Raw genomic sequence first — 26,378 nt, 5'->3', positions numbered from 1 at the left:
ACGAGGCCGACGAGGCCGACATGAGCGACGCCTCGCGGGAGCGGCCCCAGCGCCACGACCTGCGCCTGCCGGCCAGGCTGGTCGCGCCGGCCCCGGGCTGGACGGTCGCCGCCGACGTCATCGTCGTCGGCTCGGGCATCGCCGGGCTGACTGCCGCGCTGCGCCTGCGCCAGCGGGTCGACCGGGTGCTGCTCGTCACCAAGACGGTGCTCAGCGCCGGCTCGACTCTGTGGGCCCAGGGCGGCATCGCAGCCGCGCTCGCGCCGGAGGACACCCCGGAGGAGCACCTGCAGGACACGCTCGTGGCCGGCGTCGGCATCTGCGACGTCGACGCGGTCACCGCGCTCGTGAACGAGGGACCCCGGCGGGTGCGCGAGCTGGTGGGTCTCGGTGCCGAGTTCGACCTCGACGCCGAGGGTGCGCTGAAGCTGACGAGGGAAGGCGGCCACGGCCGCGACCGCATCGCGCACGCCGGGGGCGACGCCACGGGTCGGGAGATCTCCCGCGCCCTCATCGCCGCGCTCGAGGCCGTCAGGGAGGACCCGGGCATCGAGGTGATCGAGCACGCCCTCGTCGTCGACCTCCTCCAGGACGCCGACCAGCGGGTCTGCGGCGTGACCCTGCACGTGATCGGCGAGGGGCAGATCGACGGCGTCGGCGCTGCACACGCCCGAGCCGTGGTGTTGGCGACTGGTGGCCTGGGCCAGGTCTACTCGTCGACGACCAACCCCTCGGTCGCGACGGGTGACGGCATGGCGGCCGCGCTGCGCGCGGGTGCGCTCATGGCCGACCTCGAGTTCGTGCAGTTCCACCCGACCGTGCTGTGGCTGGGCGAGGGCAGCACGGGCCAGCAGCCGCTCATCTCTGAAGCGGTGCGCGGCGAGGGCGCGTTCCTCGTCGACCGCGACGGGGTGCGGTTCATGGAGGGCCGTCACCCCATGGCCGACCTCGCACCGCGCGACGTGGTGGCGCGCGCCATCGTCGACCGCATGCGCGACACGGGGGAGGACCACGTCTACCTCGACGCCCGGCACCTCGGCCGCGAGTTCCTCGAGCAGCGCTTCCCCTCGATCGTCGCGCGGTGTCGTGAGCTCGGCTTCGACCCGGCCACCGACCTGCTGCCCGTCGCGCCGGCGCAGCACTACGCCTCCGGTGGTGTGCGCACCGACCTCGACGGGCGGGCCTCCCTACCGGGCCTCTACGCCTGCGGAGAGGTCGCCTGCAGCGGCGTGCACGGCGCGAATCGGCTGGCCTCCAACTCCCTGCTCGAGGGTCTGGTCTTCGCCAACCGGATCGCCGACGACATCACCGCCCGGCTCGCCTCCGGTGAGCTCCCGCAGACCACGCCCGTCGAGCCGTCCGGCCCCGCGGCGCTGCTCGACCCGTCGCAGCGCGTTGCCGTGCAGCACGCCATGACCGTCGGTGCCGGAGCAGTGCGCTCGGCAGCTTCGCTTGCGTCGACCGCCCGCCGCCTCGCCGAGCTGGCCCTCTCGACGACGGCGACCGTGCCCGGGCCCGGTGCCTGGGAGACGACCAACCTGCTGCACGTCGGCCAGCTGCTCACCCTGACGGCCGCCCTGCGCGAGGAGACCCGAGGCGGGCACGTCCGCTCCGACTTCCCCGAGCGCGACGGCGAGCACTGGCGCGGCCACAGCTGCGCCGAGCGCCGCCCCGACGGCTCGGTCACCACGTCCTTCCAGCCCGTGCCACCCCAGGACCTCACATGAGCGACACCCCCGCCGATCTCGGATTCCCGGCTCCCGACGCCGAGGCCCTGGTGCGCACCGCGCTCGACGAGGACCTCGGGCCGGACGACCTCGACGTCACCACCCTGGCCACCTTCGACGCCGAGGCCACCTGCCGCGCCGAGGTCGTCGCCCGCGCCGACGGGGTCGTCGCCGGGCTGCCCGTGGTTCCCCTCGTGTTCCGCGAGGTGGCAGCCCGTCTCGGCCTGCCCGAGCCCGTGGTCACCGTCTCCGCCTCCGACGGCGACAGGGTCACCCGGGGTGAGGTGCTGGCCACCGTGGAGGGGCGCACCCAGGTGCTGCTCATCGGCGAGCGGACGATGCTCAACATCCTGTCCCGCCTCTCCGGGGTGGCCACCCACACCCGGCGCTGGGCCGACGCGCTCGAGGGCACCCGCTGCACCGTGCTCGACACCCGCAAGACCACGCCGGGCATGCGGTCGCTGCAGAAGTACGCCGTGCGCGCCGGTGGCGGCACCAACAAGCGCATGGGCCTCTACGACACGGCGATGATCAAGGACAACCACAAGCTGGCGGCTGGGAGCCTCACCGCGGCATACCGGGCCATCCGCGAGCGGTTCCCCGACGTGCCCGTGCAGGTCGAGGTGACCACGGTCGACGAGGCGCTCGAGGCGGTGCGGATGGGCGCGCGGTTCGTGATGTGCGACAACATGCCCGTCGAGCTGCTCCGCGAGACGGTCGAGGCGGTGCGCGCCACGGGTGAGCAGGTGGAGATCGAGGCCACGGGCGGCCTCACCCTCGACGTCGCGCACGACTACGCCGCCACGGGCATCGACTACCTCTCGGTGGGCGGGCTGACCCACTCCTCGCCGATCCTCGACATCGCCCTCGACTTCGTCGACGCCTGACGTGTTCCAGCGGTGACCGCAGCGACCGGCAGCGCGCCACTCGTTGCGCCGATCGCGGCAGAAGAGCAGCAACGGTCGCCCTGGTGCCGATCGTTGCTGTGAGGTCAGGCGTCGTCGGCCGGCAGCAGGTGGCGCAGGTACCGGGCCGGCCCCTCGAGGAACCGGCGGTAGTGGTCCACCACGTCGAGGTCCTCCCAAGCCCGTTCGTGCATACCGGTCTCGTCGAGCTCGAGGATCCGTGCGCCGGGCAGGCTGGTCAGGATCGGTGAGTGCGTCGCCACCAGCACCTGCGTGCCCCGCTGGCCGGACAGCTGGGCGAGCGTGCCGACGAGCGCGAGCTGCGCCGAGAACGACAGCCCTGCCTCGGGCTCGTCCATGACGAAGAACCCCTCGCCCTCGAACCGCCGGGTCCGCAGCATCTCGAGGAACGACTCCCCGTGGCTGAGCTCGTGGAACGCCGGATCCCGACGGGGACGGTCGGGGCGCAGCTCGTCTCCGTCCACTCCCACGTCCTCGAGGTAGGTGAAGTGGCCGTGCATGGTCTCGGCACGCAGGAAGTAGCCCCACCTCGACGCACCCGCGCCGCGGACCAGCCGCAGCGCCTCGTGCAGCGGCGACTCGGTCGCGCGGGTCGAGTGACGGGCGTTGACCGAGCCGCCCTCTCCCGAGAGGCCGTACGCCATGGCGACCGCCTCGACGATCGTCGACTTCCCGGATCCGTTCTCGCCTACGAGGATCGTGGCCGGCTCGAGGTCGAGACCGTCGCGCATGAACTGGGCGACCGCGGGCACGGTGAGCGGCCAGCGGTCCTCCGGCAGGGCGGCATACGGGCTCGCTTCCACCCTGCGCACGGGCAGCGGCACCGTCCAGTCCGCCATGAGGGGCACTGTATGCCGGTGGGTACCCTTTGGGGGTGAGTGAGACCCCCACCCAGCACCCCGACAGCGACCTCCCCGAGCAGATGCGCGTGCGCCACGAGAAGCGCGAGAAGCTGCTCGAGGCGGGCAAGCAGGCCTACCCGGTCGCGGTCGAGCGCACGCACACCCTCGAGCAGGTGCGCGAGCAGTGGGCCCACCTCGAGACCGGTGAGGAGACCCAGGACGTCGTCGGCGTCGCGGGTCGGGTGATCTTCATCCGCAACACCGGCAAGCTCTGCTTCGCCACCCTCCAGGAGGGCATCGGCACGCGCCTGCAGGTCATGCTCAGCCTGGCCGAGGTGGGCGAGGAGGCGCTCGCCGACTGGAAGGCGCACGTCGACCTCGGCGACCACGTCTTCGTGCGCGGCCGCGTCATCTCCTCCAAGCGGGGCGAGCTGTCGGTGATGGCCAGCGAGTGGCAGATGGCGTCGAAGGCGCTGCGTCCGCTGCCGGTGCTGCACAAGGAGCTCTCCGAGGAGTCGCGGGTGCGCCAGCGCTACGCCGACCTCATCGTGCGCCAGGAGGCCCGCGACATGGTGCGCACCCGCGCCGCCATCGTGAAGGCCATCCGCACGACGCTGGAGGAGCGCGGCTTCCTCGAGATCGAGACCCCCGTGCTGCAGCTGATCCACGGCGGCGCGACGGCTCGGCCGTTCCACACCCACATCAACGCCTTCGACCAGGCGATGACGCTGCGCATCGCGCTCGAGCTCAACCTCAAGAAGGCCGTCGTCGGCGGCGTCGACAAGGTCTTCGAGATCGGCCGCATCTTCCGCAACGAGGGCGTCGACTCCACGCACAGCCCCGAGTTCACGATGCTCGAGGCCTACGAGGCCTACGGTGACCAGCACACCATGGCCGAGCTGATGCGCGACATGTTCCTCGCGGCTGCCGACGCCGTCGGCACCCGGCAGATCGAGACCCCCAAGGGCGTCGTCGACCTCGACGGCGAGTGGCGCTGGCTGCCCGTCTACCGGGGCGTCAGCGAGGCCGTCGGCGAGACGATCACCCCGGAGACCGACGTCGAGACGCTGCGCGCGGTCGCCAAGCGCCACGACGTCGAGGTGGACCCGGCGTGGGAGGCGTCCAAGATCGTCACCGAGCTGCTCGGCGAGCTGGTCGAGCCGAACCTGCTCCAGCCGACCTTCCTGTGCGACTACCCGCCGCACGCCCAGCCGCTGGCCCGACCGCACCGCGACGACCCCGACAACCTCATCGAGGCGTGGGACCTCATCATCGCCGGCGTCGAGCGCGGCACCGCCTTCTCCGAGCTCGTCGACCCGGTGATCCAGCGCCGCATCCTCGAGCAGCAGTCGCTCAAGGCGGCCGGCGGCGACCCGGAGGCCATGCAGCTCGACGAGGACTTCCTGCGCGCGCTCGAGTACGGCGCCCCGCCGATGGGTGGCCTCGGGCTCGGCATCGACCGCCTCATCATGCTGTTCACGAACGCGAACATCCGCGAGACGATCCTGTTCCCGCACCTGAAGCCCGAGGCGCACTCATGAACGACGTGATGCCCTACGTCATCGCGTTGGTCCCCTCCATCGGTGTCGGAATCCTTTTCTGGATCGTCATCAAGAACATGATCGAGGGCGACCGGAAGGAAAGGCTCGCGCACTCCCAGTGGGAGGCCGAGCAGGCAGCGCTGGTTGAACAGAAAAGGCGAGTCGCAGAGAAAAGCGAGTCAGAGGCGCCGAAAAAGCAGGACACCGATTCCTGAGGGTGACTTTTCCCGAACGATTCCTGAGAGCGACTTTCTCCGGCAGTGGAATGGGTAGTACTTTGTGCGCGTCCATTCAGCTGAAAGGGAAAACTCCATGGCGCAGCGCGTGAAGATCATTCTCGAGGACGACCTCGACGGGAGCCCCGCCGACGAGACCGTGACCTTCGGCCTCGACGGTGTCACCTACGAGATCGACCTCAGCACGGACAATGCCGCGAAGCTGCGTGACGAGCTGGCCCCGTGGGTGGGGCACGCGCGTCGCTCCGGTGGTCGCAAGACCTCTGGTTCCGGCCGCGGGTCCTCGTCGTCGGCCGCCAAGCGCACCGACCTCGCGGCCGTTCGTGACTGGGCCCGCAAGAATGGTTACGAGGTCAGCGACCGCGGTCGTATCTCGGCAGAGATCCAGGCCGCCTACGACAAGGCGAACTGACCCGAGCAGACCACCTCAGGAGGACGCATTTCCGGCATTTCGCAGAACCCGGCCGGAAATGCGTCCTCCTCGGTTTTTCCTGAGGGTGCATTCGGGCCATTCGGTGACGCCGTCGCGCTCGCCGCTCTGATCGACACGCACCTGCCGTGGGTGCGTGTCTCGGCCAGTTCGGAAAGCGGCACCGTCGCGAACGCGACGCGACTGGCCTGGCGCTGGGACGACCTCCTCGCGGCGCAGGCGTCGGGCGAGGACCCGACCGCACCCTGGCGTGAGGCGCTGGCCGCCTCCACTGCGCGCCAGTACGGCCGCCCGGCCCCTCCCGCGGTGCCGGCCGCGTTCGTGCTCCAGTGGGCGCTCGAGGTGCCCGCAACCGTGGCCGCGTATGCCGTCGTGCTGGGCCCGTGGGACCCCGACCTCTCGGCGGCGTCGCTCAGCTTCGACCTCACGCCGCAGCTGTTCCCCGGCCACCTACGGCTCCGCGCCGCCCGACCCGCCACCGCCACAGGTGAGGCGAGACGGGCCGCCGCGCGGGCGGCCTACGAGGCGCTGGCCCGTCCGTTCGCGGCCACCTACGAGCCGGGGGTCCGGCTCGGCCCCCACCAGCGGCTGGCGATGGTCGACGACGTCTGGGCCATGGCCCTTCAACGCGCCCACCAAGCGGTCGCCGAGCGTCCCGCACCGCCGCCGCAGCGAGACTCCTGCTGCTTCATCTACGCCCTGCCGGGCACCCACGAGTGTGCCGGCTGCCCCCGCCTGCGGCGTCGCTGACGCCTCTGCCACCTCAGGCGTCGAACAGGCCCTCGAGCAGGTCGCCGTGCGCGTCGATGCGCTCGAGCACCTCGTCGAACATGAGGTGCTGCAGGGCCTCCCGGTCGTCGGCACCCGCCTCGACCTCGTCCCAGGTGCGCGGGGCGGCGCATGTGGGCGTCTCCCGGCCGCGCATCGAGTAGGGGCAGACCGTCGTCTTGGCGGCGACGTTCTGGCTCCAGTCGAGGAACACCTTGCCGGGTCGCAGCGACTTGGTCATCTTCCACAGGATGAGGTCGGGGTGCTTCTTGGTGAGCTCCTGCGCGAGCTGCTGCGCGAGGTCGCGCACCTGGTCGGAGGTCAGGTCGCCGCCGAGCGCGGCATACAGCTGCATCCCCTTGCTGCCACTCGTCACCGGGAAGAGGTCGAGGCCGAGGGCCTCGAGCCTCTCGCGCACGATGAGCGCCACCACCGCGCACTCGTGCAGCCCGGCGCCGGTGCCGGGGTCGAGGTCGATGACCAGCCGGTTGGGGTTCTGGGCCACGCCCTCGTCGTCGACCGTCCACTGCGGCACGTGGAACTCGATGGAGTTGAGGTTGACCAGGTAGGTCAGCGCGGCCAGGTCGTCGACGAGCGGGTAGGTCACGTCGTCGACCGGCACCCGCGCCAGCCATGACGGGGCGCCGCTCGGCAGGTTTTTCTCGAAGAAGCTCTGGTCGCCGACGCCGTGTGGCCACCGCACGCGCGTCACCGGCCGGTGGGCCAGGTGCGGCAGCATCACGTCGGCCACCTGGGCGTAGTAGCTGAGCACCTCGCCCTTGGTGGTCTCGGTGGAGGGGTAGAGCAGCTTGTCGAGGCTGGTCAGCTTCAGCTTCCGACCCGCCACCTGCACCGCGGTCGCCTCCGTCACAGGTCGCCTCCTGCTCCGGTCGCATCCGCCATGAGGTCGTCGGGCGTCACGTCCGTGCGCACCCCGAGGTATGCCGGCTGCCTCAGCCGCCCTTCCCGCGTCACTCCCAGCGCGCGCGCCTCCACGACGACCTCCGGGCGCACCCACGTCGCGTCCTTCGCGTCGAGGGCCGGCACCTCGTCGCAGAACGGCGAGGTGTCGGTGGTGAGCGGGGCGAGGAGGTCGGTGAGGCGTCGCTGCGCGGCGCCGGCGATGCCGCTGCCCATCTTCCCGGCATACCTCCACCCGTCCGGGCTCGGCACACCCAGCAGCACGGCACCGAGCCGGCCCGCGTCGTTGGTCTTCTCGGGCCGCCACCCGCCGATGACCGCCGACACGTTCCGGTGGTGCGGCACCTTGACCCAGTCGGCCGAGCGGCGGCCCGGCAGGTACGGCGACAAGCGTCGCTTGCTCATGACGCCCTCGAGGCCCTGGTCGAGGGTCGCCGCGAACAGCTCCTGGCCGTCGTCGTAGACGGGCGGCACCTGCCAGTGCGGTCCGGACAGGCCGAGGCGCTCGAGCAGCTCGCGGCGCGCCGAGAGCGGCTGGGTGGTGAGGTCCTGGCCGAAGAGCCGGAGCAGGTCGAAGACCAGGTACGTCACCGGGTTCGCCGCGGCGAGGCGCTCCGCCCTGCGCCGCTCCTGCACGTGCATGCGCTCGGCGAGCATCGCGAACGACGGCCGGCCCGCGTCGAAGGCGACGACCTCGCCGTCTAGCAGCAGGTCGTCGTAGGTGTCCTTGAGGCCGTCGAGCTCGGGGAAGGCGGCCGTCGCGTCGTTGCCGTTGCGGGAGGTCAGCGTGAGCCTGCCGTCGTGGACGTCGGCCAGCACCCGCATGCCGTCCCACTTGACCTCGTGCAGCCACTGCGTGCCCGTGGGCACGGCGGTGGCGGGCGAGGCCAGCATCGGGCGCATGCGCCCATCCTGTCGCGTCGCGCTGCCGGCTGCGCTCTATATCTGTGGTCGGCGGGCGGCGGCGACCGTAGGCTCTTGGCCAGCTCACGGCATACCCGAGGACACGGCGACACGAGACGGCATTGGGAGGACAGGTCATGCGTGCGATCTGGAAGGGCGCGGTCTCCTTCGGACTCGTCAACGTGCCGGTGCGGCTCTACTCCGCCACCGAGAACCACGACGTGTCGTTCCGGCAGGTGCACCGCGAGGACGGCGGCCGGATCCGCTACCAGCGGGTCTGCAGCATCGACAACGAGCCGGTTTCCTACGACGACATCGCCAAGGGCTACGAGACCGAGGACGGCGACATGGTCGTTCTCACGGACGAGGACTTCAAGGACCTGCCGGCGGCCAGCTCGAAGGAGATCGCCGTCCAGAAGTTCGTGCCGGCCGACCAGATCGACCCCATGCTCCTCGACCGCTCCTACTACCTCGAGCCCGACAAGTCGGCGACGAAGCCCTACATCCTGCTGCGCGACGCGCTCGAGCACGCCGACCGGATGGCCGTCGTGACGGTCTCGATCCGCACCCGCATGACCATGGCGGTGCTGCGGGTGAAGGACGGCGTCATCGTCATGCAGACGATGCTGTGGCCCGACGAGATCCGCGCCGCCGACTTCGCCACCCTCGACGAGGACGCGCACGCGACGGCCAAGGAGCTGGAGATGGCCAACATGCTGGTCGAGTCGCTCGCCGGCGACTACGACCCCGACGAGTACGAGGACGACTACGCCATCGCGCTCGAGGCGCTCGTCAAGGCCAAGCTCGAGGGCGGCGAGGTCCGCCAGGCGCCCGAGCGCAAGGAGGAGACCGGCGAGGTCGTCGACCTGCTCGCCGCGCTGGCCAAGAGCGTCGAGAAGGCCAAGGCCGCGCGGGGCGAGGCGCCGTCGACCGAGAGCGAGGGGCCGGCGAAGAAGGCGACCGCCGCGAAGAAGGCCACCTCGAGGGGCGCGGCGAAGAAGACCGCCTCGAAGGCTGCGGCCAAGAAGGCGCCGGCGAAGAAGGCGCCGGCGAAGAAGACCGCCGCCAAGAAGACCGCGAAGAAGGCCAGCTGAGTGGTGCACCTACCGACCGACGACGAGCTCGACGTCGTCCAGGACTGCGAACGCGCCCTGCTCACCGGTGCCGTGCGCGGCGACCGCATGAGTGCCGGGCTGCTCATCCACGAGGACTTCCGTGAGGTGGGCGCCTCCGGCCGCATCTGGGACCGCGAGCACATCCTCACCATGATGGAGGAGGACGCCGCGGCGGCGCCGGTGCGCATCGAGGCCAGCGATATGGCGGCCGTCGGCCTGGCCCCCGACGTCGTGCTCGTGACCTACGAGACCCGCAGCGGTGCCGGACACGCGCGCCGGTCGTCGGTCTGGCTGCGGGAGAGCGGCCGGTGGCAGCTGCGGCACCACCAGGGCACCCGCGTGCCGGCCGACGGCGACGCCGGCACGGCCGACGACGCAGCCAGCACGACCGACGACGCCGGGAGTGCCGGTGCCTGAGGGCCACACCCTGCACGGGCTGGCCCGCGACCTGAATGCCGCGTTCGCCGGCACCACCCCCGAGGTCACCAGCCCGCAGGGCAAGTTCGCGGAGGGGGCGGCCCTGCTCGACGGCCGCAAGGTGCTCGAGGCCTCGGCGTGGGGCAAGCACCTGTTCGTCGAGTTCGAGGCCGACGCCTGGCTGCACGTGCACCTCGGGCTGATCGGCAATTTCTCGATCCTGCTGCGCGCTGGAGAGGCCGTGCCACCCGTGCAGGGCCAGGTGCGCCTGCGGCTGCTGACCGACGACCACGTCGCCGACCTGCGCGGGCCGAACCTGTGCGCCGTCGTGACGCCGGAGCACGTCGAGGGCGTCACCGCGAGGCTCGGGCCCGACCCGTTGCGGCCCGACCCCGACTCCGAGACGGCGTGGAAGCGGGTCAGCCGCAGCAACCGCTCGATCGCCGAGCTGCTGATGGACCAGTCGGTCGTCGCCGGCATCGGCAACGTCTACCGGTGCGAGCTGCTGTACCGGCACCGGGTCGACCCCTTCCGCCCGGGCCGTGAGATCCGCCGGGCGACGTGGGACGCGATGTGGCGCGACATCTGCGACCTCATGCCGCTCGGTCTCGCGGCCGGCCAGATCCTGACCATGCCCGACCAGGTCGAGGAGGCCAGGGAGGCGCTCGCGGCGGGCGACCCGGTCGTCCCCGGGGAGCGTCGCTACCTCGTCTACCGACGGGCGCAGGAGCCGTGCCGGGTGTGCGGCTCCACGGTGCGCACCAAGGTCGTCGCCGGGCGGAACCTGTTCTGGTGCGGGCGCTGCCAGCGCCGCCGCTGACCGGACCGGCGTCTCACTGACGCGGTCGTCGGTCAGGGGAAGACGCGCCAGCGGACCGAGAGGCCGACCGCGCCCAGCACGGCGAGCAGCCCGAGTCCGGCCAGTGCCGGGCTGACCTCCACCTGCCGCCGTTCGCCCTCCACCTTCGCCGGCAGGTCGTCGAGCACCCCCTGGAGCTGGTCGGCGCTGCTGGCGCGGAAGTACTGCCCGCCGGTGGTGTTGGCGACCTCCTTCAGCGCTGGTTCGTCGATGACGAGGAAGCTGCGGCCGTCGCTCCCGCGGGTCCCAGGTCCACCCCATCGGGGGAGGCTGTGCTCGATGCCGCCGAGCTGCTGCCGCGTGCACACCAGGCTGACCGGGCGCGTCGTGCCGTACCCGATCGGGTAGACGCGCACCCCTCGAGCCGCCGCGACCTTCGCCGCAGCCTGCGGGCTCACCCCGCGGGTGTTGGCGCCGTCGGTCAGCAGGACGACGATCTCCGGGACGGTGCCGCCCGCGCGAGCCTGGCCGCCGGGGGAGCCGGGCGAGCCGGCACCGCCCGGCCCACCAGGGGCGCTGGGGGTCGGCGACACACCGCTCGTGACCGGCCCGCCGGGCATCAGCCCGGCAGGGTCGTCGACGGAGGCGGGTGCGACGTCGGGGTTGATCTCCGCGATGGCGTCGACGGACTTCAGGATCGCCGCACCGATGACCGTCCCGCGGCCGGTCGTCAGGGAGTCGATGGCCTCGAGGAGGGGCTGCCGGTCGGTGGTGGGCGCCACCGCGAGCTGCGCGAAGCCCGAGAACACCACGAGGCCGATGCGGGTCTCCTGGTCCTGGCGCGACACGAAGCGCCGCACCGCCTGCTGGGCCGCGGTGAGCCGGTTGGGGTCCACGTCGGTGGCGCACATCGACGCGGACACGTCGACGGCCATGATGACGGCCCGCTCGCGCATCGGCACCGCGGCCTCGACCTGGGGGCGTGCGCCGGCCAGGCCGAGCAGCGCGAGCGCGAGCAGCACGAGGGCGACCGGCGCGTGCCTGCGCCAGCGCCTGGACGGCGGCGCGGCGGCCCGCACCAGTGAGACGTCCGGGTGGCGCACCGCCTTACGGCGGCGCCGGCGCAGCTGCCACAGGTATGCCGCGGCGAGGGCCGGCGCGGCGAGGAGGAGCGGCAGCGCCCACGGCCACAGGAAGGTCATCGCTACACCACCCGGCCGGTGCGGGCGACGGACAGCAGCGCCGCGACGAGGAGCAGCACCGCGGCGGTGGCGGCGAAGGCCGCGGTGACCTCCACGTGCGCGCGCTGGACGGTCCAGCCCGGGTGGATCGAGGAGTAGACCTTGCGCAGCGCCTGCTCGTCGCGGGCCGGGAAGTAGGTGCCGTCGGTCGTGGCGGCGACGGCCTTCAGCAGTGCCTCGTCCAGCGACGTCGCGACCTGGAACCCGTCGACCTGGAGCACCGTGCCCGCGGGGCTTCCGATGCCGACCGTGTGCACGCGGACCCCGGCCACGGACGCCAGCTCGGCCGCCGGGAGCGGGTCGCTGCCCGAGGTGTCCTCGCCGTCGGTGAGCAGCACGACCGCTGCCGAGCCGTGGTAGCCGACGTCGGCACTGTCGAGGGTGCCGAGGCTGGGGTCCTGGTTGGGGTCCTGGCTTGCGAGCACGGGCCGTCCGGTGATGGCCGAGAGGGAGGTGAGGATGGCGCGGCCGACCGCCGTGCCGCCCTGGGGAGTGAGCCGGTCGACCGCGGCGAGGACCAGTCCGCGGCTGGTCGTCGGCCGCTGGGTCACGACGGCGCTGTCACCGAAGGCCACGACGCCGATGCGGATCGTCGACGGCTGCTGCTGCACGAACCGGCGGGCCGCCGCCTTGGCCGCCTCGATGCGGGAGGGCCGTAGGTCGGTGGCCGTCATGCTCGTCGACACGTCGAAGGCCAGCACGACCGTGCCCTCGCGCCGCGGCTCGGCGATGGTGGCCTGGGGCCGGGCCAGCGAGAACAGCAGCAGTGCCAGCGCGGCCAGCAGGATGGTCGGCGCGAGCCGCCTCGACCACCCGTGCGCGGACCGGGCCGGGGCGGGACCCACCAGCCCGAGGGCGGCCAGCTCCTGTCGGCGTCGCTCCTGCCGCGCCGACAGCCGCCGGTACCCGAGGACGAGGAGCACCGTGCCGGCCAGGGCCGGCAGCAGCATCCAGGGCCAGGCGAAGGTCATCGACGGATCCTGCGGCGCAGCTCGGAGATCCGGGCGAGGGCCCGCACCAGGTCCTGGTCGGTGCTGACGGTGTGCAGCTCGGTGCCTGCCGAGCGCACCTGCGCGGCCAGCTCCTCCTGCCGCTGCCGGGCGGCCTCGCGCAGCCGGCGCTGGAAGCCCGGGTCGTCGGTGTCGACGAAGATCTGCTCCCCGGTCTCGGCGTCCTCGACGTAGACCATCCCCACCGACGGCAGCCGTGACTCGCGCGGGTCGAGCACCTGCACCGCGACGACGTCGTGCCGGCGGGCCAGCAGGCCCAGCGACGGGCCCCACCCCGGGACGCTGACGAAGTCGGAGAGCACCACGACCAGCGAGCGCCGCCGGGCCACCCCGCAGGCGGCGCGGAACAGCACGGCGAGGTCGGTCGCGCCGGTGGGGGAGCGCGGCGGCTGCAGCAGGTGGTGGGCGACCCGCAGCACCTGGCGCCGGCCCTGCCCCGGGGGGACGACCCGTTCCACCGCGTTGTCGAACAGCACCGCACCCACCCGGTTCCCGCCCCGCACCAGCACCTGGGCGAGGGTGAGCGCGAGCTCGACGAGCACGCGGTCCTTCTGGCGGTCCACCGGACCGAAGGCCATCGAGGCGGAGCGGTCGAGCAGCAGCCACGCGGTCGCTTCGCGGTCCTCGGTGTACTGCCGCACGTAGGGCGTGTCCATCCGTGCGGTGACGTTCCAGTCGACGTGGCGCAGGTCGTCACCCGGCTCGTACTCGCGCAGGTCGTGGAAGTCGACGCCCTCGCCCCGGAACAGGGTCCGGTAGTCGCCCTGCAGCCGGCCGTCGAGCCGGCGGACGACCCGCCACTCGAGGCGCCGCAGCACGCCTTCGGCGGTCAGCGGGGGTGCGTGGTCGGCAGGGTGGTCCATGTCCGCTCCTCGCGCAGCGGGACCTCGGGAACGGGCACGGCGTCGACCACCGGGCGGAGCAGCTCGTCGGGCCCGAGGCCGTCGGCGAGCGCCTCGTAGGACAGCACGACGCGGTGGCGCAGCACGTCGAGCGCCAGCTCGCGGGCGTCGAACGGCAGCGCGTAGTCGCGACCGCGCAGCAGGGCCAGCGCCTTGGCGGCCCTCACCAGGTTGATCGACGCCCGGGGACTGGCGCCGAACGACAGGTAGCGCGCGAGGTCGGGCAGCCCGACCACGGCCGGTGCGCGGGTCGCGCCGGCCAGCCGGACGGCATACTCGGTCACCGCCGGGTCGACGTAGACGGCGTCGGTGCGCCGCTGGAACGCCAGCAGGTCGTCGGTGGTGAGCACCTGCTGGGGCGGGTCGAGGCGCCCGGTCATGCGCTCGACGACGACGAACTCCTCCGCCGGGCTGGGGTAGCCGACGAGCACCTTGAGCATGAACCGGTCGACCTGCGCCTCGGGGAGCTCGTAGGTGCCCTCGGACTCGATGGGGTTCTGGGTCGCCATGACGAGGAACGGGTCCGGCGCCGGGTAGGTCTGCCGCCCGATGGTGACCTGCCGCTCCTGCATGACCTCGAGCAGGGCGCTCTGCACCTTGGCCGGAGCCCGGTTGACCTCGTCGGCGAGCAGCAGGTTGGCGAAGACCGGACCGAGCGAGACCTGGAACTCGCCCTCCTGCTGGTTCCAGATGCGGGTGCCCACGACGTCGGCCGGCACGAGGTCGGGGGTGAACGAGATGCGCTGGAACTGCCCGCCCATCGCCTGGGCGAGCGTCTTGACCGCCATCGTCTTGGCGAGCCCCGGCACCCCCTCGACGAGCAGGTGGCCGCGGGCCAGCAGCGCCACCAGCATCCGCTCGAGCAGCTGGTCCTGGCCGACGATCGTCTTCTTGACCTCGTAGAGCAGCTCCTCGAGCGGGTGCTGTCCGTCCGGGCTGTGGGGTCGGTGCGGGTCCATGGCTCTCCTGCGCACGGGTTCGGCTAGACGGGTGGGGCGTGGGCGGCGGCCGCGGCGTTCTCGATGGGCACGGCGAAGCCGACCCCGACGAAGAAGGCCTGGTCGGCCGGGTTGGCGAGCCCGGTGACGATGCCGATGACGCGGCCCGCCTCGTCGAGCAGGGGGCCGCCGGAGTTCCCGGGGTTCACCGCCGCGTCGAACTGGATGAGCCCGTCGAGGGTGCCGCCGTCGTCGAGCCGCACGGTGCGGTCGAGGCCCGACACCACGCCGGACGTCACGGTGCGGGTGAGGCCGAACGGGTGGCCCACCGCCACGACCGGCTGCCCCACCTGCGCGGAGCCCCCGAGCACGGCGGGCACCACGACGTCGGGCAGGCGGTCGACGGTGAGCACCGCGATGTCGTCGGCGTCGCGGCGCGTGGCCACGGTGGCCCGGGCCCGCGTGCCGTCGGCGAACCGCACCTGCAAAAAGGTGGCCCCGTCGACGACGTGGAGGGCGGTGAGCACCGCGCCCGCCGCGTTGACGACGACCCCTGCCCCGGTGCCCACCGAGCCGTCACCCGAGCGGGTCACCACCTGCACGAGCGAGGGCAGCACCGCCTGGTAGACGACGGACGCCGGTGGCGGCTTCTCCTGCTGCTGCTCCAGGGCGCTGCCGACACGTTGGTCCACCGCCCGCTCGACGTCGCGGCGAGTCAGTGCGGGGGTGTCGGGCCGCAGGACGAGGGCGCCCAGCGTGGCCGCGAGCGCGAGCACGACGGCCACCGCTGCCAGTCGCCGCCACCGACGTGCCCGTATGCCGCGGAGCAGCCGGGCTGCCCGGCCCCCCTCCGCGCGCTCGGACTCCGCCGGGGGCACCACCGTGGGGGGCTCGGCGGCCGTCGACGGCAGCATCCCGGCCACCTTCTCGACGGTACGTGCGGTCACCCGTCCCGCCCACGGGCAGATGACGCAGGCACCTCCGCTCCGGGAGGGCCCATATGACGCAGTCCTCGTGGGTTAGGTTCGGCCTCATGGAGAGCTCCATGGACAACGGCGTCGACACCCCTCCGTCCGGCCCCGGGTCGGCCTCCCTCCTGCGGCCGCCCGCGGTGCCCGCGGACCTGACCGCGCTGCGCGAGCTGCAGCTCGAGAGGCTGCGGTGGAGCCTGCGCCACGCGTACGAGAACGTGCCGCACTACCGGAAGGCCTTCGACGACGCGGGAGTCCACCCGGACGACGTGCGCGAGCTCGCCGACCTGGGCCGCTTCCCGTTCACGGCCAAGGCCGACCTGCGCGACAACTACCCGTTCGGGATGTTCGCGGTGCCGCGGCAGCAGGTCTCGCGCATCCACGCCTCGAGCGGCACCACCGGCCGCCCCACGGTGGTCGGGTACACGAGGGAGGACATCGACACCTGGGCCGAGGTCATGGCTCGCTCGATCGAGGCCGCCGGCGGCCGACCCGGCGACATGGTGCACGTCGCCTACGGCTACGGCCTGTTCACCGGCGGCATCGGCGCCCACTACGGCGCGGAGCGGCTCGGCTGCACGGTGGTGCCCGTCTCGGGCGGCATGACCGAGCGCCAGGTGCAGCTCATCCGCGACTTCGAGCCGCGCATCATCATGGTCACCCCGTCGTACTTCCTCGCCATCCTCGACGAGATGGAGGTGCAGGGGATGGACCCCAAGGACTGCTCGCTCGAGATCGGCATCTTCGGCGCCGAGCCGTGGACCGAGCAGATGCGCGAGGAGGTCCAGCGGCGCACGCACCTCAAGGCCGTCGACATCTACGGCCTCTCGGAGGTCATGGGCCCGGGCGTGAGCCAGGAGTCGGGGGAGACCCAGGACGGGCTGCACATCTGGGAGGACCACTTCTTCCCCGAGGTGGTCGACCCGATCACCGGCGAGGTGCTGCCCGACGGCGAGGAGGGCGAGCTCGTCTTCACCTCCCTCACCAAGCAGGCCATGCCGGTGGTGCGCTACCGCACCCGTGACCTGACCACGCTGCTGCCCGGCACGGCATACCCGCAGTTCCGCCGGATGGCGAAGATCACCGGACGCAGCGACGACATGATGATCGTGCGGGGGGTCAACGTCTTCCCCTCGCAGATCGAGGAGCACATCCTCGCCATCGAGGGGCTGGCGCCGCACTACGTCTGCGTGCTGACCCGGCCGGGGCGCATGGACGAGCTGACCGTGCGGGTCGAGACCGCGCAGGAGCGGGTCGACGAGGCGCGGCGCGTCCAGCTCGGCCGCGAGCTGCAGTCGCGGGTCAAGCACCGCGTCGGCGTGACCATCCGGGTCGACGTCGTCGAGCCGCACGCCCTCGAGCGCTCCCTGGGCAAGGCCAAGCGGATCGACGACCAGCGCCACCTGCGCTGAGGGACGGCGGGGTCGGTACCGGGAGGGCCGCTAGGCCGGCACGGCGAAGACGACGACGTTGCGCTCGTAGTGCCCGGTGCTGCGGTCGAACTCGCCGCCGCAGGTGACGAGCAGCAGGCGGGCCGGGACGTCCTGACGGAACAGCTCGCGCCAGGGCAGCGTCGCCTTGGGGTAGGACCGTCGGGCCACCACCAGGTAGGCCTGCGAGACGCCGGCTGGTCCTGACACCCGCACGGTGGCGCCGATCGGTGTGCGGCTGAGGTCGACCAGGCTGCCGAGCCCCTCCTCCGCCGAGTCGACGTGGCCGGCCAGGAGGACGGTGCCGTAGGGGGAGCCGGGCGCCGCGCCCCCGGACCACCAGCCCACCTGGCGCGGGTTGTCGGGGATGCCCAGACCACCCTTGTCGTCGACGGTGGTCGGCACCACGGGTGCGACCGCCCCGATGGCGGCGACGCGCAGGTTCGAGGGCAGGAAGGAACGGTCCGGCGCTGGCGTCAGGGTCGCGGCTCCGGCGGCTTTGGCTGCCGTGCGTGAGGTGGCGCTGGGAGCGGGTGCGGTCCCGGATGGCGCGCCGGCACTGGGCGCGGTCCCGGACGGGGCGCCGGCCCTGGCCGAGCCGGTGGGCACGACGCCTGCGTCCGGTGCCGGTCGGTCGGCCGCCCGCACCGCGGCACCCACGCCGGTGGCAGCGAGCAGCAGGGCACCGGCGACCACGGGAGCCAGTCCCGGTCGCCGGTGCCTGCTGGGTCGCACGACCCGCCTCCGCGTCAGCCTCGTGGGTGGTCGGTGATGACGGTCAGCGCTTGGCGGGGGCGGTCGCCAGGCGACGCGACCCGCCGACGACCAGGGCCGCCCCGGCCACACCGGCCAGCACGAGGAGTGCCGCGCCGGGCCCTCCGTCGGCCGCCTGGCCGCCGGTGCCGGCGTTGACCGAGCTCGGCGCAGCGCCACCGCCACTGGCGTAGCTCTGCGTCACCGCCGTAAGGCTGCCGCCCTCGAGGCTGCCGATGGCGTAGACCACCAGGGTCCGGCCCGACTCGATGGGCAGGTCCACCGGGCCGATGACCGGCTTGGTCGTGCCGGTGGCTGCGACCGAGGCGGAGACGGTGCCCGCAGGCACCATGAGCATCTTCTCGTTGGGGTTGGTCAGCTTGGTGATGACCGGCTTGCCGCCGGCGAGGACGTCGACGGCCGGTGCGGCTGCCGTGTGGCGGACGACCAGGCGGCCCATCCCGCCCGGGACGGCGGTCGTGGGGTTGACGAACGGCTTGAGCGCCGGCTTGCCGGACGCGTTCAGGTAGGCCACGACCGTGGCGTTGGCCCCGGCGGGCAGGTCCGGCGAGAGCTCGAGGATCGGCTTGGAGCCGCTGGCGGCACCGGCAGGGCGGACCTGGATGTCGTGGGACCCGGCGGGCAGGCTGATCGGGTCGGTCACCGTCTTGAAGGTGAAGTCCGAGATCGCCCGCTTGCCGTCGACGTAGACGTCGACCGGCGTGTTCGGTATGCCGTGCACGACGGTCACCGTCGCGGTCGACGCCGCCTGCGCGGGCAGCGTGGCCGCACCGGTGGCGGCGAGGACGCCGGCCGCTGCGAGCACGGCGCGGACTGCTGGGTTCCGTGAAGCCTTCATGAGGTGTTCCCTTCGGTCGTGGCATCCCCCGGCGGGTGCCTGACACCTCCAGTTCGGTCCAGGGCAGACGCCGGATGGCCGAACCGCTTCATTTCTTCAAAACTTTGAACAAGTTCGGCAGTGCGTCTGTCGTGGTAGGTGGGCGGGCCGGCAGGTGGGCAGGCCGGCGGGCGGGCAGGCCGGCAGGTGGGCGAGCGTTCGCCCACAGCGGATTGCCTCCTGAGTGCAGCGTTGTAATCTTGATTACATGACTACACACACAACAACCGCAGAGGCTTGGCTGGCCGGCCGCCTTCCCGAGGAGTGGTTCACCGGCCCGGTCGAGGTGCGCCGCGACCGCGACGAGATCGTCGTCATCGGAACCCTGCGCGAGCCGCAGCTGCCCGAGGACGCGGACGAGGCGGACCACGAGGTCGCCGCCCGCGCCCGCATCAAGTCCTTCCGCGAGGAGACCCGCGAGCGGCGCATGGAGATCGCCCGTGAGCTCGAGCACCTCAGCGGCAAGAAGGTGTCCTGGGGCGTCAGGGTCGGCGACCGCGAGGCGCTGTTCACGCACCTCGCGGCACCGGTCATGACGCGGCTGCGCCAACCCGAGCGCAAGGTGCTCGACACCCTCGTCGACGCCGGGGTGGCCCGGTCGCGGGCCGAGGCGCTCGCCTGGTGCGTGCGGCTCGTCGGCGAGCGGTCCGAGACCTGGCTCGGCGAGCTGCGGACCGCCGTGCAGCAGGTCGAGGAGGTCCGCCGGAAGGGGCCCGACAGCTGATGTCCGCCCACGGCGAACACGTGCGTGACACGGGCCGCAGGGGGAACACCCCGATGGGACGCCGCGTTTGCCCCCATGTATGAAGCCCGGTGGCTCGACGCCAGACGGTTCCGATCCCGCATCGGTCCGCTCGACCCGTTACCCGGGGTCGGCCCACACGGATAGCATCGAGGTGATCTCGATTAGGCAGGAGCAGAGAGATGTTTGAACGGTTCACGGACCGTGCCCGTCGGGTGGTCGTGCTCGCGCAGGAAGAGGCGCGCATGCTCAACCACAACTACATCGGCACGGAGCACATCCTGCTCGGCCTCATCCACGAGGGTGAAGGCGTCGCCTCCAAGGCTCTGGAGAGCCTCGGCATCTCGCTGGAGTCGGTCCGCGAGCAGGTTCAGGAGATCATCGGCCAGGGCCAGCAGGCCCCCTCCGGCCACATCCCCTTCACGCCGCGGGCGAAGAAGGTCCTCGAGCTGAGCCTCCGCGAGGCGCTGCAGCTCGGCCACAACTACATCGGCACCGAGCACATCCTGCTCGGCCTGATCCGTGAGGGCGAGGGCGTCGCCGCCCAGGTCCTCGTGAAGCTCGGGGCCGACCTCAACCGGGTCCGCCAGCAGGTGATCCAGCTGATCTCCGGCTACCAGGGCAAGGAGGGTGCCGCGGCAGGCGTGGGCCCCGGTGCGCAGCAGGAGGGCACCCCCGCGGGCTCCCTCGTGCTCGACCAGTTCGGCCGCAACCTGACCCAGGCGGCGCGCGAGGGCAAGCTCGACCCGGTCATCGGGCGCGAGAAGGAGATCGAGCGGGTCATGCAGGTGCTGTCCCGCCGCACCAAGAACAACCCGGTCCTCATCGGCGAGCCCGGCGTCGGCAAGACCGCCGTCGTCGAGGGCCTGGCCCAGGACATCGTCAAGGGCGAGGTCCCGGAGACCCTCAAGGACAAGCAGCTCTACACCCTCGACCTCGGCGCGCTGGTCGCCGGCAGCCGCTACCGCGGTGACTTCGAGGAGCGGCTGAAGAAGGTGCTCAAGGAGATCCGCACCCGCGGCGACATCATCCTGTTCATCGACGAGATCCACACCCTCGTCGGTGCGGGTGCCGCCGAGGGCGCCATCGACGCGGCGAGCATCCTCAAGCCGATGCTGGCCCGCGGCGAGCTGCAGACCATCGGGGCGACCACCCTCGACGAGTACCGCAAGCACATCGAGAAGGACTCGGCCCTCGAGCGCCGGTTCCAGCCGATCCAGGTCGCCGAGCCGACGCTGTCGCACGCGATCGAGATCCTCAAGGGCCTGCGCGACCGCTACGAGGCCCACCACCGCGTGTCCATCACGGACGCCGCGCTGGTCTCGGCGGCCAACCTGGCCGACCGGTACATCAACGACCGGTTCCTCCCGGACAAGGCGATCGACCTCATCGACGAGGCGGGCGCGCGACTGCGCATCCGCCGGATGACCGCTCCGCCGGACCTGCGTGAGTTCGACGAGAAGATCGCCTCGGTGCGGCTCGAGAAGGAGTCGGCCATCGACGGCCAGGACTTCGAGAAGGCCGCCCGCCTCCGCGACGACGAGAAGAAGCTGCTGGCCCAGAAGGCCGAGCGCGAGTCGCAGTGGAAGTCCGGCGACATGGACGTCGTGGCCGAGGTCGACGAGGAGCTCATCGCCGAGGTGCTGGCCGCCTCGACCGGCATCCCGGTGTTCAAGCTCACCGAGGAGGAGTCCTCGCGACTGCTCCACATGGAGGACGAGCTGCACAAGCGCATCGTCGGCATGGACGACGCCATCAAGGCGCTGTCCCAGGCGATCCGCCGCACCCGCGCCGGCCTGAAGGACCCGCGTCGTCCCGGTGGCTCGTTCATCTTCGCCGGTCCGACCGGCGTCGGTAAGACCGAGCTCGCCAAGACGCTGGCCGAGTTCCTCTTCGGTGACGAGGACAGCCTCATCCAGCTCGACATGTCGGAGTACTCCGAGAAGCACACCGTGTCGCGGCTGTTCGGCTCGCCTCCCGGCTACGTCGGCTACGAGGAGGGCGGCCAGCTCACCGAGAAGGTGCGCCGCAAGCCGTTCTCGGTCGTGCTGTTCGACGAGGTCGAGAAGGCCCACCCGGACATCTTCAACACGCTGCTGCAGGTGCTCGAGGACGGCCGCCTCACCGACTCCCAGGGCCGGATGGTCGACTTCAAGAACACCGTCATCATCATGACGACCAACCTCGGCACGCGGGACATCTCCAAGGGCTCGCTCGGCTTCACCGCCGGTCCCGACACCCGCAGCGACTACGAGCGCATGAAGAACAAGGTGACGGACGAGCTCAAGCAGCACTTCCGGCCCGAGTTCCTCAACCGGGTCGACGACACGATCGTCTTCCCGCAGCTCACGCAGGCCGAGATCGTCGCCATCGTCGACCTCGAGATCGCCAAGCTCGACAAGCGGCTCAAGGACAAGGACATGGGCCTCGAGCTCACCCCCGACGCCAAGAACCTCTTGGCGAAGAAGGGCTACGACCCCGTGCTCGGCGCCCGTCCGCTGCGTCGGACGATCCAGCGCGAGATCGAGGACGTCCTGTCCGAGAAGATCCTCTACGGCGAGCTCAAGGCCGGCGAGATCGTCGCGGTCGGCACCACCGGCGAGGGCAAGGCCGAGACCTTCACCTTCGTCGGGAACCCGCACCCCAGCGCCCTCGACCTCCCGGTCGTGGAGACGGTGGGCGACACCAGCGACTGACCGCAGGTATGCCGGGTGGCCGCCACCCGGCATACCTCGCCTCCACCCTCAGCACCACGCGAAGAGGCCCGGGACCATCTGGTCCCGGGCCTCTCCGTTTCCCCGCCAGGCGAGTCTTCCTCCGCGCGCTGAGTCCCTTCCCGCCGCGAGTCCTGCCGCTCGACGAACCGCCCCGCCGTCAGGCGAGCCGGTCGAGCATCTGCTTCATGTGGTTGATCTGCGCCAGCTGGGTCACGTGCACCTCGTCGCCGAGCTGGGTGACGAGGTCGTCACGGCCGTTGCGTTGCTGGTCGAGCACCATGGCGAGGGCGCCACGGTGGTGGGCGGTCATGAGGGTCAGCCACATCCGGTTGGCCTGCACCCCTCGCGCGGCGGCCAGCTGGTCGAGCTGCTGCGGGGTCGCCATGCCGGGCATCGAGCCGTGGGCGCTGTGGTCGCGCACCCCGAAACGGGGGTTCTCGGCCTGCGGCGGCACGCGCTGTCCGCGCTCGCGCAGCAGCTTGGCCATGTAGGCGATCTCGGGCTCCTGCTCGTCGGCGATCCTGCTGGCGAGGGCCTTGACCTGGGGGTCGGTGAGCTGGCCGCGTGCGAGGTCGACCATGACGATGGCCTGCGCGTGGTGGACCACCATGTCCTGGAGGAACCGCACGTCGTCGGGGTCGGGTGCCGACGTCGGGGTGGGCGCGGCGGCGGTGCCGGTGAGGGAGGCGTTCGGCTGGCCCGGCTTGCCGGGTTGTAGGACAGGAGCGGTCGGCGACGTCACCACCGGGGCGGCGCTCGCGGCCTCGCTGCCGCTGGTGCAGCCCGATAGCGGCACGGCGGTCAGCAGCGCGAGGCCGGCGGCGGCCACGACGGCGTGGGGGGTAACTCTCACGCAGACGAGGCTAGGTGGGACTTTTTACCCAATCCAGAGGGATTCGGTCTTGTTTGCGTAAAGCCTGCGCCGAGAGGGTGATCGGACCTTCGACAGATCGAGGAGAGACACCGATGAGAGTTCGTCGACTGGTCGCCAGCGTGTTCGCGGCGGCCGTGGCGGTGGGCGGAGTCAGCGCCGCCAGCGCCAGTGCAGGGGATGGAGTCGGGAAGTCAGGAACCCAGCTCGGGCCCTACGAGATCGGCCGCAGCGCCAACGTGCAGCACCTGAAGAACATCCAGCAGTCCGGCCCGCTGACCGGCGGCACCGGTACCGACATCGCCTTCCAGGACGGCAAGGCCTTCGTCGGCAACTACAACGGGTTCGTCGTCTACGACGTCAGCAACCCGGCCGAGCCGACCATGGTGGCGCAGGTCAACTGCCCCGGCTCGCAGAACGACATCAGCGTCTACGGCACGCTGCTGTTCCTCTCCACCGACTCCTCGCGCAGCGACGACTCCTGCTCCTCCACGGCCCAGTCGGCGGCGGTCAAGGAGTCGTGGGAGGGCATCAAGATCTTCGACATCTCCGACGTGGCGAACCCGAAGTACATCAAGTCCGTCGAGACGGACTGCGGCTCGCACACCCACACCGTCGTGCCGGGCGGGAAGAGCGTCTACCTGTACGTCTCGAGCTACTCGCCGCGTGCCGAGTTCCCGGACTGCCAGCCGCCGCACGACTCGATCTCGATCGTCGACGTGCCGATCGCGGCGCCCACGACGGCCAAGGTCGTGGCCACCCCGAACCTGTTCCCTGACGGTGGCTACACCAACACCACCGGCTGCCACGACATCACGGCCTTCCCGGCCAAGAAGATCGCGGCCGGCGCGTGCATGGGTGACGGCATCATCATGGACATCTCGAACCCGGTGGCCCCCAAGGTGATCGACCGGGTCACCGACACCGAGAACTTCGCGTTCTGGCACTCGGCGACGTTCAACACCAAGGGCACCAAGGTCGTCTTCACCGACGAGCTCGGGGGCGGCGGTGCGGCCACCTGCAACGCCAAGATCGGCCCGACCCGCGGCGCCAACGGCATCTACGACCTCAGCAAGGACAACAAGCTGACCTTCCGGTCGTACTACAAGATCCCGCGGCACCAGTTCGACAGCGAGAACTGCGTCGCCCACAACGGCTCGCTCATCCCGGTCAAGGGCCGCGACGTCATGGTGCAGTCCTGGTACATGGGCGGCACGAGCTTCTGGGACTTCACCGACTCGGACAACCCGCGTGAGATCGGCTACTTCGAGCGTGGGCCCATGCCGAACGGTGGTGGCGGCGGCACCTGGTCGTCGTACTTCTACCGCGGCAACGTGTACTCGTCCGACCTCGGCCAGGGCTTCGACGTCCTGGACATCACGGACCCGAGCCTGAAGAAGGCCGACCAGGTCCCGATGGACGAGCTCAACGTGCAGTCCCAGCCGGTCTACGACCTGGGCTGAGACGGCGTGAGACACGCTGAGACGACGCGCTGACCAGCGCGTTTACCGGATCCGGCCACGCGCCCCCGTACTCTGGGGCGCGTGGCTGATCTGTCTCGTATGCCCCGACACGCCGTGACCGCAGGCGTCGTCACCCTCGCGCTCCTGGCCTCCGGCTGCTCGGGCGACTCCAAGGACAAGGCGGCGCCGAGTCCCACGTCGACGACCGCTACGCCGTCCACCCCCACGCCGCCACCGCTGCGCGTGACCGCCAAGGGGCTGCCGAACGACCTCCTCGCGACCATGAAGGTCGTCTACCTCGGCGGGAAGGTGCCGACCACCGGCGACGTCGCCGGCTACGTCGCCAAGCGCAAGCCGCTGAAGAAGAGCGTGGCGCTCACCGGCTCCACCGGCCGCTGGAAGAACACCCGGATCGCCGCCGTCGGGTACGGCAAGGACGTCACCCTGCTCGTCAAGGACAAGAAGACCTGGACCGTCGTCGGAGGATGGTGGCCCTCGCTCGGGCTCCAGCAGCGGGTGCCCACCAAGACCATGCGGGTCCTGGCGATCGGCTCCGACGCACGCCCGAACGAGAAGGTGTCGAGCACGCGGGCCGACTCCCTGCACATCATCGGCGTCGACGCCAAGGGCGTCGGCGGGATCGTGGGCATCCCGCGCGACTCATGGGTGCCGCTCGCGAGCGGTGGCACCAACAAGATCAACGCCTCCCTCGCCTTCGGTGGCCCCACGGGTGTCACGCGCACGGTCCAGAACAACAGCGGCGTGCCGATCGACGGCTACCTGCTGACCGGCTTCAAGGGCTTCCGGGGCATGGTCAACACCATGGGTGGCATCCGGTTCGTCGCCTCCGAGGTCCTCAAGAGCAGCCACGGGCCCACGCTGCTCAAGAAGGGTGTCAACCTGCTGCGCGGTGAGCCGGCCCTGAACGTCGCCCGTGAGCGCCACACGCTTGCCAACGGCGACTTCGGCCGCTCGGCCAACCAGGGTCGCCTGATCCTGGCCGGCATGGGCATGGCGCATGCCGGCGGTGCCGCCAAGCTGCCGAAGTACCTGAGCGCCATGTGGCCGCACGTCGAGACCGACCTCACGGCGGCGCAGGTGCTCAACCTCTCCGCGGCCGCCCTCTTCACCGACTCCTCCAAGGTGCCCAACAAGGTCACCCCGGGCGGGGTGGGCATGCGCAGCGGCCAGTCGGTGGTGCTCCTCGGCGGTGGCGCGCAGGCGCTGTTCAACGACATCAAGGACGGTCGGCTTGGCGGCTGACCCCTCGCCTGCTGGCTCTTCGTCTGCTGGCCCTTCGTCTGCTGGCCCTGCGTCGGCCCGCGTGGTGGTCCGCGCCGCCCGCACCGCCGACATCAGGGCGATCCGCGCCATCGTCGCGCCCATGGCGGAGTCGCGGGTGCTGATCGCCAAGGAGGCGGTCACCTACTACGAGTCGGTGCAGCAGTTCCGGGTCGCCGAGATCGACGGCCGCGTCGTCGGTTGCGGTGCCCTGCACGTGATGTGGGAGGACCTCGCCGAGATCCGCACGCTGGCCGTGCTCCCCGAGACCAAGGGCGCCGGAGTGGGCTCCCGGCTGCTCGAGGCGCTGGTGGACGACGCCCGCGAGCTGGGCGTGCAGCGGCTGTTCTGCCTCACCTTCGAGGTCGACTTCTTCCGTCGGCACGGCTTCGAGCCGATCGAGGGCCAGGCCGTCGAGCCGGCCGTCTACGCCGAGCTGCTGCGCTCCTACGACGAGGGCGTGGCCGAGTTCCTCGACCTCGAGCGGGTCAAGCCCAACACCTTGGGCAACACCCGCATGCTCCGCCAGTTCTGAG

26 protein-coding genes are annotated in these 26,378 nt (G+C 71.5%); 15 read left to right on the top strand and 11 right to left on the bottom strand.

From position 1 onward, the window contains the following. Nucleotides 1-20 precede the first annotated feature (20 nt). Nucleotides 21-1,727 (top strand): L-aspartate oxidase, encoded by a 1,707-nt coding sequence (locus BMW78_RS19145; protein ID WP_091763006.1) that lies wholly within the window; start codon nt 21-23, stop codon nt 1,725-1,727. After that, on the top strand, nt 1,724-2,614 hold the full coding sequence (gene nadC, locus BMW78_RS19140) for a carboxylating nicotinate-nucleotide diphosphorylase (RefSeq protein ID WP_091762962.1): 891 nt from the start codon (nt 1,724-1,726) through the stop codon (nt 2,612-2,614). Before BMW78_RS19145 ends, nadC begins: the two co-directional genes overlap by 4 nt. A gap of 104 nt (nt 2,615-2,718) precedes the next feature. Here the strand turns inward: nadC and BMW78_RS19135 are convergent, their stop codons facing one another. Next, on the bottom strand, nt 2,719-3,492 hold the full coding sequence (locus tag BMW78_RS19135) for an AAA family ATPase (protein ID WP_091762960.1): 774 nt from the start codon (nt 3,490-3,492) through the stop codon (nt 2,719-2,721). An 83-nt stretch (nt 3,493-3,575) separates the two neighbouring features. On the opposite strand from BMW78_RS19135, the gene lysS reads away from it, so the two are divergent. From lysS to BMW78_RS19115, 4 genes are all read left to right on the top strand, one after another. After that, entirely contained in the window at nt 3,576-5,036 is a 1,461-nt protein-coding gene (gene lysS / locus BMW78_RS19130; RefSeq protein ID WP_091763004.1) for a lysine--tRNA ligase, read from the top strand. Continuing rightward, the gene (locus BMW78_RS19125; RefSeq protein ID WP_091762958.1) at nt 5,033-5,251 is read left to right on the top strand and encodes a hypothetical protein; all 219 of its coding nucleotides are present in this window, start codon (nt 5,033-5,035) and stop codon (nt 5,249-5,251) included. Before lysS ends, BMW78_RS19125 begins: the two co-directional genes overlap by 4 nt. Nucleotides 5,252-5,348: 97 nt before the next feature. Next, a complete protein-coding gene (locus BMW78_RS19120) occupies nt 5,349-5,684 on the top strand; it encodes a histone-like nucleoid-structuring protein Lsr2 (protein ID WP_091762956.1) in 336 nt (111 codons plus the stop codon). 150 nt (nt 5,685-5,834) lie between these two features. Continuing rightward, a complete protein-coding gene (locus BMW78_RS19115; protein WP_091762954.1) occupies nt 5,835-6,452 on the top strand; it encodes a (2Fe-2S)-binding protein in 618 nt (205 codons plus the stop codon). A gap of 13 nt (nt 6,453-6,465) precedes the next feature. On the opposite strand, the gene ligD (BMW78_RS19110) is transcribed toward BMW78_RS19115, so the two are convergent. Both ligD (BMW78_RS19110) and ligD (BMW78_RS19105) read right to left on the bottom strand, forming a co-directional pair. Then, nucleotides 6,466-7,341, bottom strand: coding sequence for a non-homologous end-joining DNA ligase (gene ligD, locus BMW78_RS19110; protein ID WP_091762952.1), 876 nt, complete (start codon nt 7,339-7,341; stop codon nt 6,466-6,468). Next, nucleotides 7,338-8,294: a non-homologous end-joining DNA ligase gene (gene ligD, locus BMW78_RS19105; protein ID WP_091762951.1), complete on the bottom strand. Its 957-nt coding sequence runs from the start codon at nt 8,292-8,294 to the stop codon at nt 7,338-7,340. Before ligD (BMW78_RS19105) ends, ligD (BMW78_RS19110) begins: the two co-directional genes overlap by 4 nt. Nucleotides 8,295-8,431: 137 nt before the next feature. Between ligD (BMW78_RS19105) and ku the strand changes: the two genes are divergently transcribed. From ku to BMW78_RS19090, 3 genes are read left to right on the top strand one after another with little or no spacing between them, the layout of a single operon-like run. Further along, the gene (gene ku, locus BMW78_RS19100; RefSeq protein ID WP_091762949.1) at nt 8,432-9,388 is read left to right on the top strand and encodes a non-homologous end joining protein Ku; all 957 of its coding nucleotides are present in this window, start codon (nt 8,432-8,434) and stop codon (nt 9,386-9,388) included. Next, nucleotides 9,389-9,826, top strand: coding sequence for a nuclear transport factor 2 family protein (locus BMW78_RS19095; protein WP_091762948.1), 438 nt, complete (start codon nt 9,389-9,391; stop codon nt 9,824-9,826). Further along, the gene (locus BMW78_RS19090) at nt 9,819-10,646 is read left to right on the top strand and encodes an Fpg/Nei family DNA glycosylase (RefSeq protein WP_091763002.1); all 828 of its coding nucleotides are present in this window, start codon (nt 9,819-9,821) and stop codon (nt 10,644-10,646) included. Before BMW78_RS19095 ends, BMW78_RS19090 begins: the two co-directional genes overlap by 8 nt. A gap of 32 nt (nt 10,647-10,678) precedes the next feature. Here BMW78_RS19090 and BMW78_RS19085 read toward each other — a convergent pair whose 3' ends face one another. Genes BMW78_RS19085 through BMW78_RS19065 form a run of 5 tightly spaced genes read right to left on the bottom strand, consistent with a single transcriptional unit; the run spans nt 10,679 to nt 15,663 of the window. Next, nucleotides 10,679-11,827 (bottom strand): vWA domain-containing protein, encoded by a 1,149-nt coding sequence (locus BMW78_RS19085; protein WP_091762947.1) that lies wholly within the window; start codon nt 11,825-11,827, stop codon nt 10,679-10,681. Nucleotides 11,828-11,829: 2 nt separating this feature from the next. Continuing rightward, the gene (locus BMW78_RS19080) at nt 11,830-12,837 is read right to left on the bottom strand and encodes a vWA domain-containing protein (protein ID WP_091762945.1); all 1,008 of its coding nucleotides are present in this window, start codon (nt 12,835-12,837) and stop codon (nt 11,830-11,832) included. Further along, nucleotides 12,834-13,739 carry a DUF58 domain-containing protein gene (locus BMW78_RS19075; protein ID WP_091762944.1) on the bottom strand — a complete coding sequence of 302 codons (906 nt, stop codon included), beginning with the start codon at nt 13,737-13,739 and terminating at the stop codon, nt 12,834-12,836. Before BMW78_RS19075 ends, BMW78_RS19080 begins: the two co-directional genes overlap by 4 nt. Beyond that, nucleotides 13,706-14,737: an AAA family ATPase gene (locus BMW78_RS19070; protein ID WP_091762943.1), complete on the bottom strand. Its 1,032-nt coding sequence runs from the start codon at nt 14,735-14,737 to the stop codon at nt 13,706-13,708. The genes BMW78_RS19075 and BMW78_RS19070 overlap by 34 nt, the downstream gene beginning before the upstream one ends. Before the next feature lie 23 nt (nt 14,738-14,760). Next, entirely contained in the window at nt 14,761-15,663 is a 903-nt protein-coding gene (locus BMW78_RS19065; RefSeq protein WP_218144431.1) for a S1C family serine protease, read from the bottom strand. Nucleotides 15,664-15,749: 86 nt separating this feature from the next. Between BMW78_RS19065 and paaK the strand changes: the two genes are divergently transcribed. Beyond that, nucleotides 15,750-17,099, top strand: coding sequence for a phenylacetate--CoA ligase PaaK (paaK, locus tag BMW78_RS19060; protein WP_091762942.1), 1,350 nt, complete (start codon nt 15,750-15,752; stop codon nt 17,097-17,099). 30 nt (nt 17,100-17,129) lie between these two features. Here the strand turns inward: paaK and BMW78_RS19055 are convergent, their stop codons facing one another. Together BMW78_RS19055 and BMW78_RS19050 are read right to left on the bottom strand one after the other, a co-directional pair. Next, nucleotides 17,130-17,852 (bottom strand): class F sortase, encoded by a 723-nt coding sequence (locus BMW78_RS19055; protein WP_143056347.1) that lies wholly within the window; start codon nt 17,850-17,852, stop codon nt 17,130-17,132. A 43-nt stretch (nt 17,853-17,895) separates the two neighbouring features. Further along, entirely contained in the window at nt 17,896-18,729 is an 834-nt protein-coding gene (locus BMW78_RS19050; protein WP_091762939.1) for a DUF4397 domain-containing protein, read from the bottom strand. A 247-nt stretch (nt 18,730-18,976) separates the two neighbouring features. On the opposite strand from BMW78_RS19050, the gene BMW78_RS19045 reads away from it, so the two are divergent. Continuing rightward, nucleotides 18,977-19,492 carry a hypothetical protein gene (locus BMW78_RS19045; RefSeq protein WP_091762937.1) on the top strand — a complete coding sequence of 172 codons (516 nt, stop codon included), beginning with the start codon at nt 18,977-18,979 and terminating at the stop codon, nt 19,490-19,492. Between the two features lie 200 nt (nt 19,493-19,692). Continuing rightward, nucleotides 19,693-22,206, top strand: coding sequence for an ATP-dependent Clp protease ATP-binding subunit (locus BMW78_RS19040; RefSeq protein WP_091762936.1), 2,514 nt, complete (start codon nt 19,693-19,695; stop codon nt 22,204-22,206). A gap of 178 nt (nt 22,207-22,384) precedes the next feature. On the opposite strand, the gene BMW78_RS19035 is transcribed toward BMW78_RS19040, so the two are convergent. Further along, nucleotides 22,385-23,080: a DUF305 domain-containing protein gene (locus tag BMW78_RS19035; protein WP_143056346.1), complete on the bottom strand. Its 696-nt coding sequence runs from the start codon at nt 23,078-23,080 to the stop codon at nt 22,385-22,387. Nucleotides 23,081-23,193: 113 nt separating this feature from the next. On the opposite strand from BMW78_RS19035, the gene BMW78_RS19030 reads away from it, so the two are divergent. From BMW78_RS19030 to BMW78_RS19020, 3 genes are all read left to right on the top strand, one after another. Further along, nucleotides 23,194-24,561, top strand: a complete 1,368-nt coding sequence (locus BMW78_RS19030) for an LVIVD repeat-containing protein (protein ID WP_091762933.1) — start codon at nt 23,194-23,196, stop codon at nt 24,559-24,561. A gap of 81 nt (nt 24,562-24,642) precedes the next feature. Then, nucleotides 24,643-25,824, top strand: a complete 1,182-nt coding sequence (locus BMW78_RS19025; RefSeq protein ID WP_143056345.1) for an LCP family protein — start codon at nt 24,643-24,645, stop codon at nt 25,822-25,824. A gap of 61 nt (nt 25,825-25,885) precedes the next feature. Further along, on the top strand, nt 25,886-26,377 hold the full coding sequence (locus BMW78_RS19020; protein WP_091762930.1) for an amino-acid N-acetyltransferase: 492 nt from the start codon (nt 25,886-25,888) through the stop codon (nt 26,375-26,377). The last annotated feature ends 1 nt before the right edge of the window (nt 26,378 follow it).

The sequence above is a fragment of the Pedococcus cremeus genome, assembly GCF_900111375.1.
In the GTDB taxonomy this organism is placed as follows: Bacteria; Actinomycetota; Actinomycetes; order Actinomycetales; family Dermatophilaceae; genus Pedococcus_A; species Pedococcus_A cremeus.
Note: the sequence above shows the minus strand (reverse complement) of the source record. Positions and strands in the feature narration are given on the sequence as shown.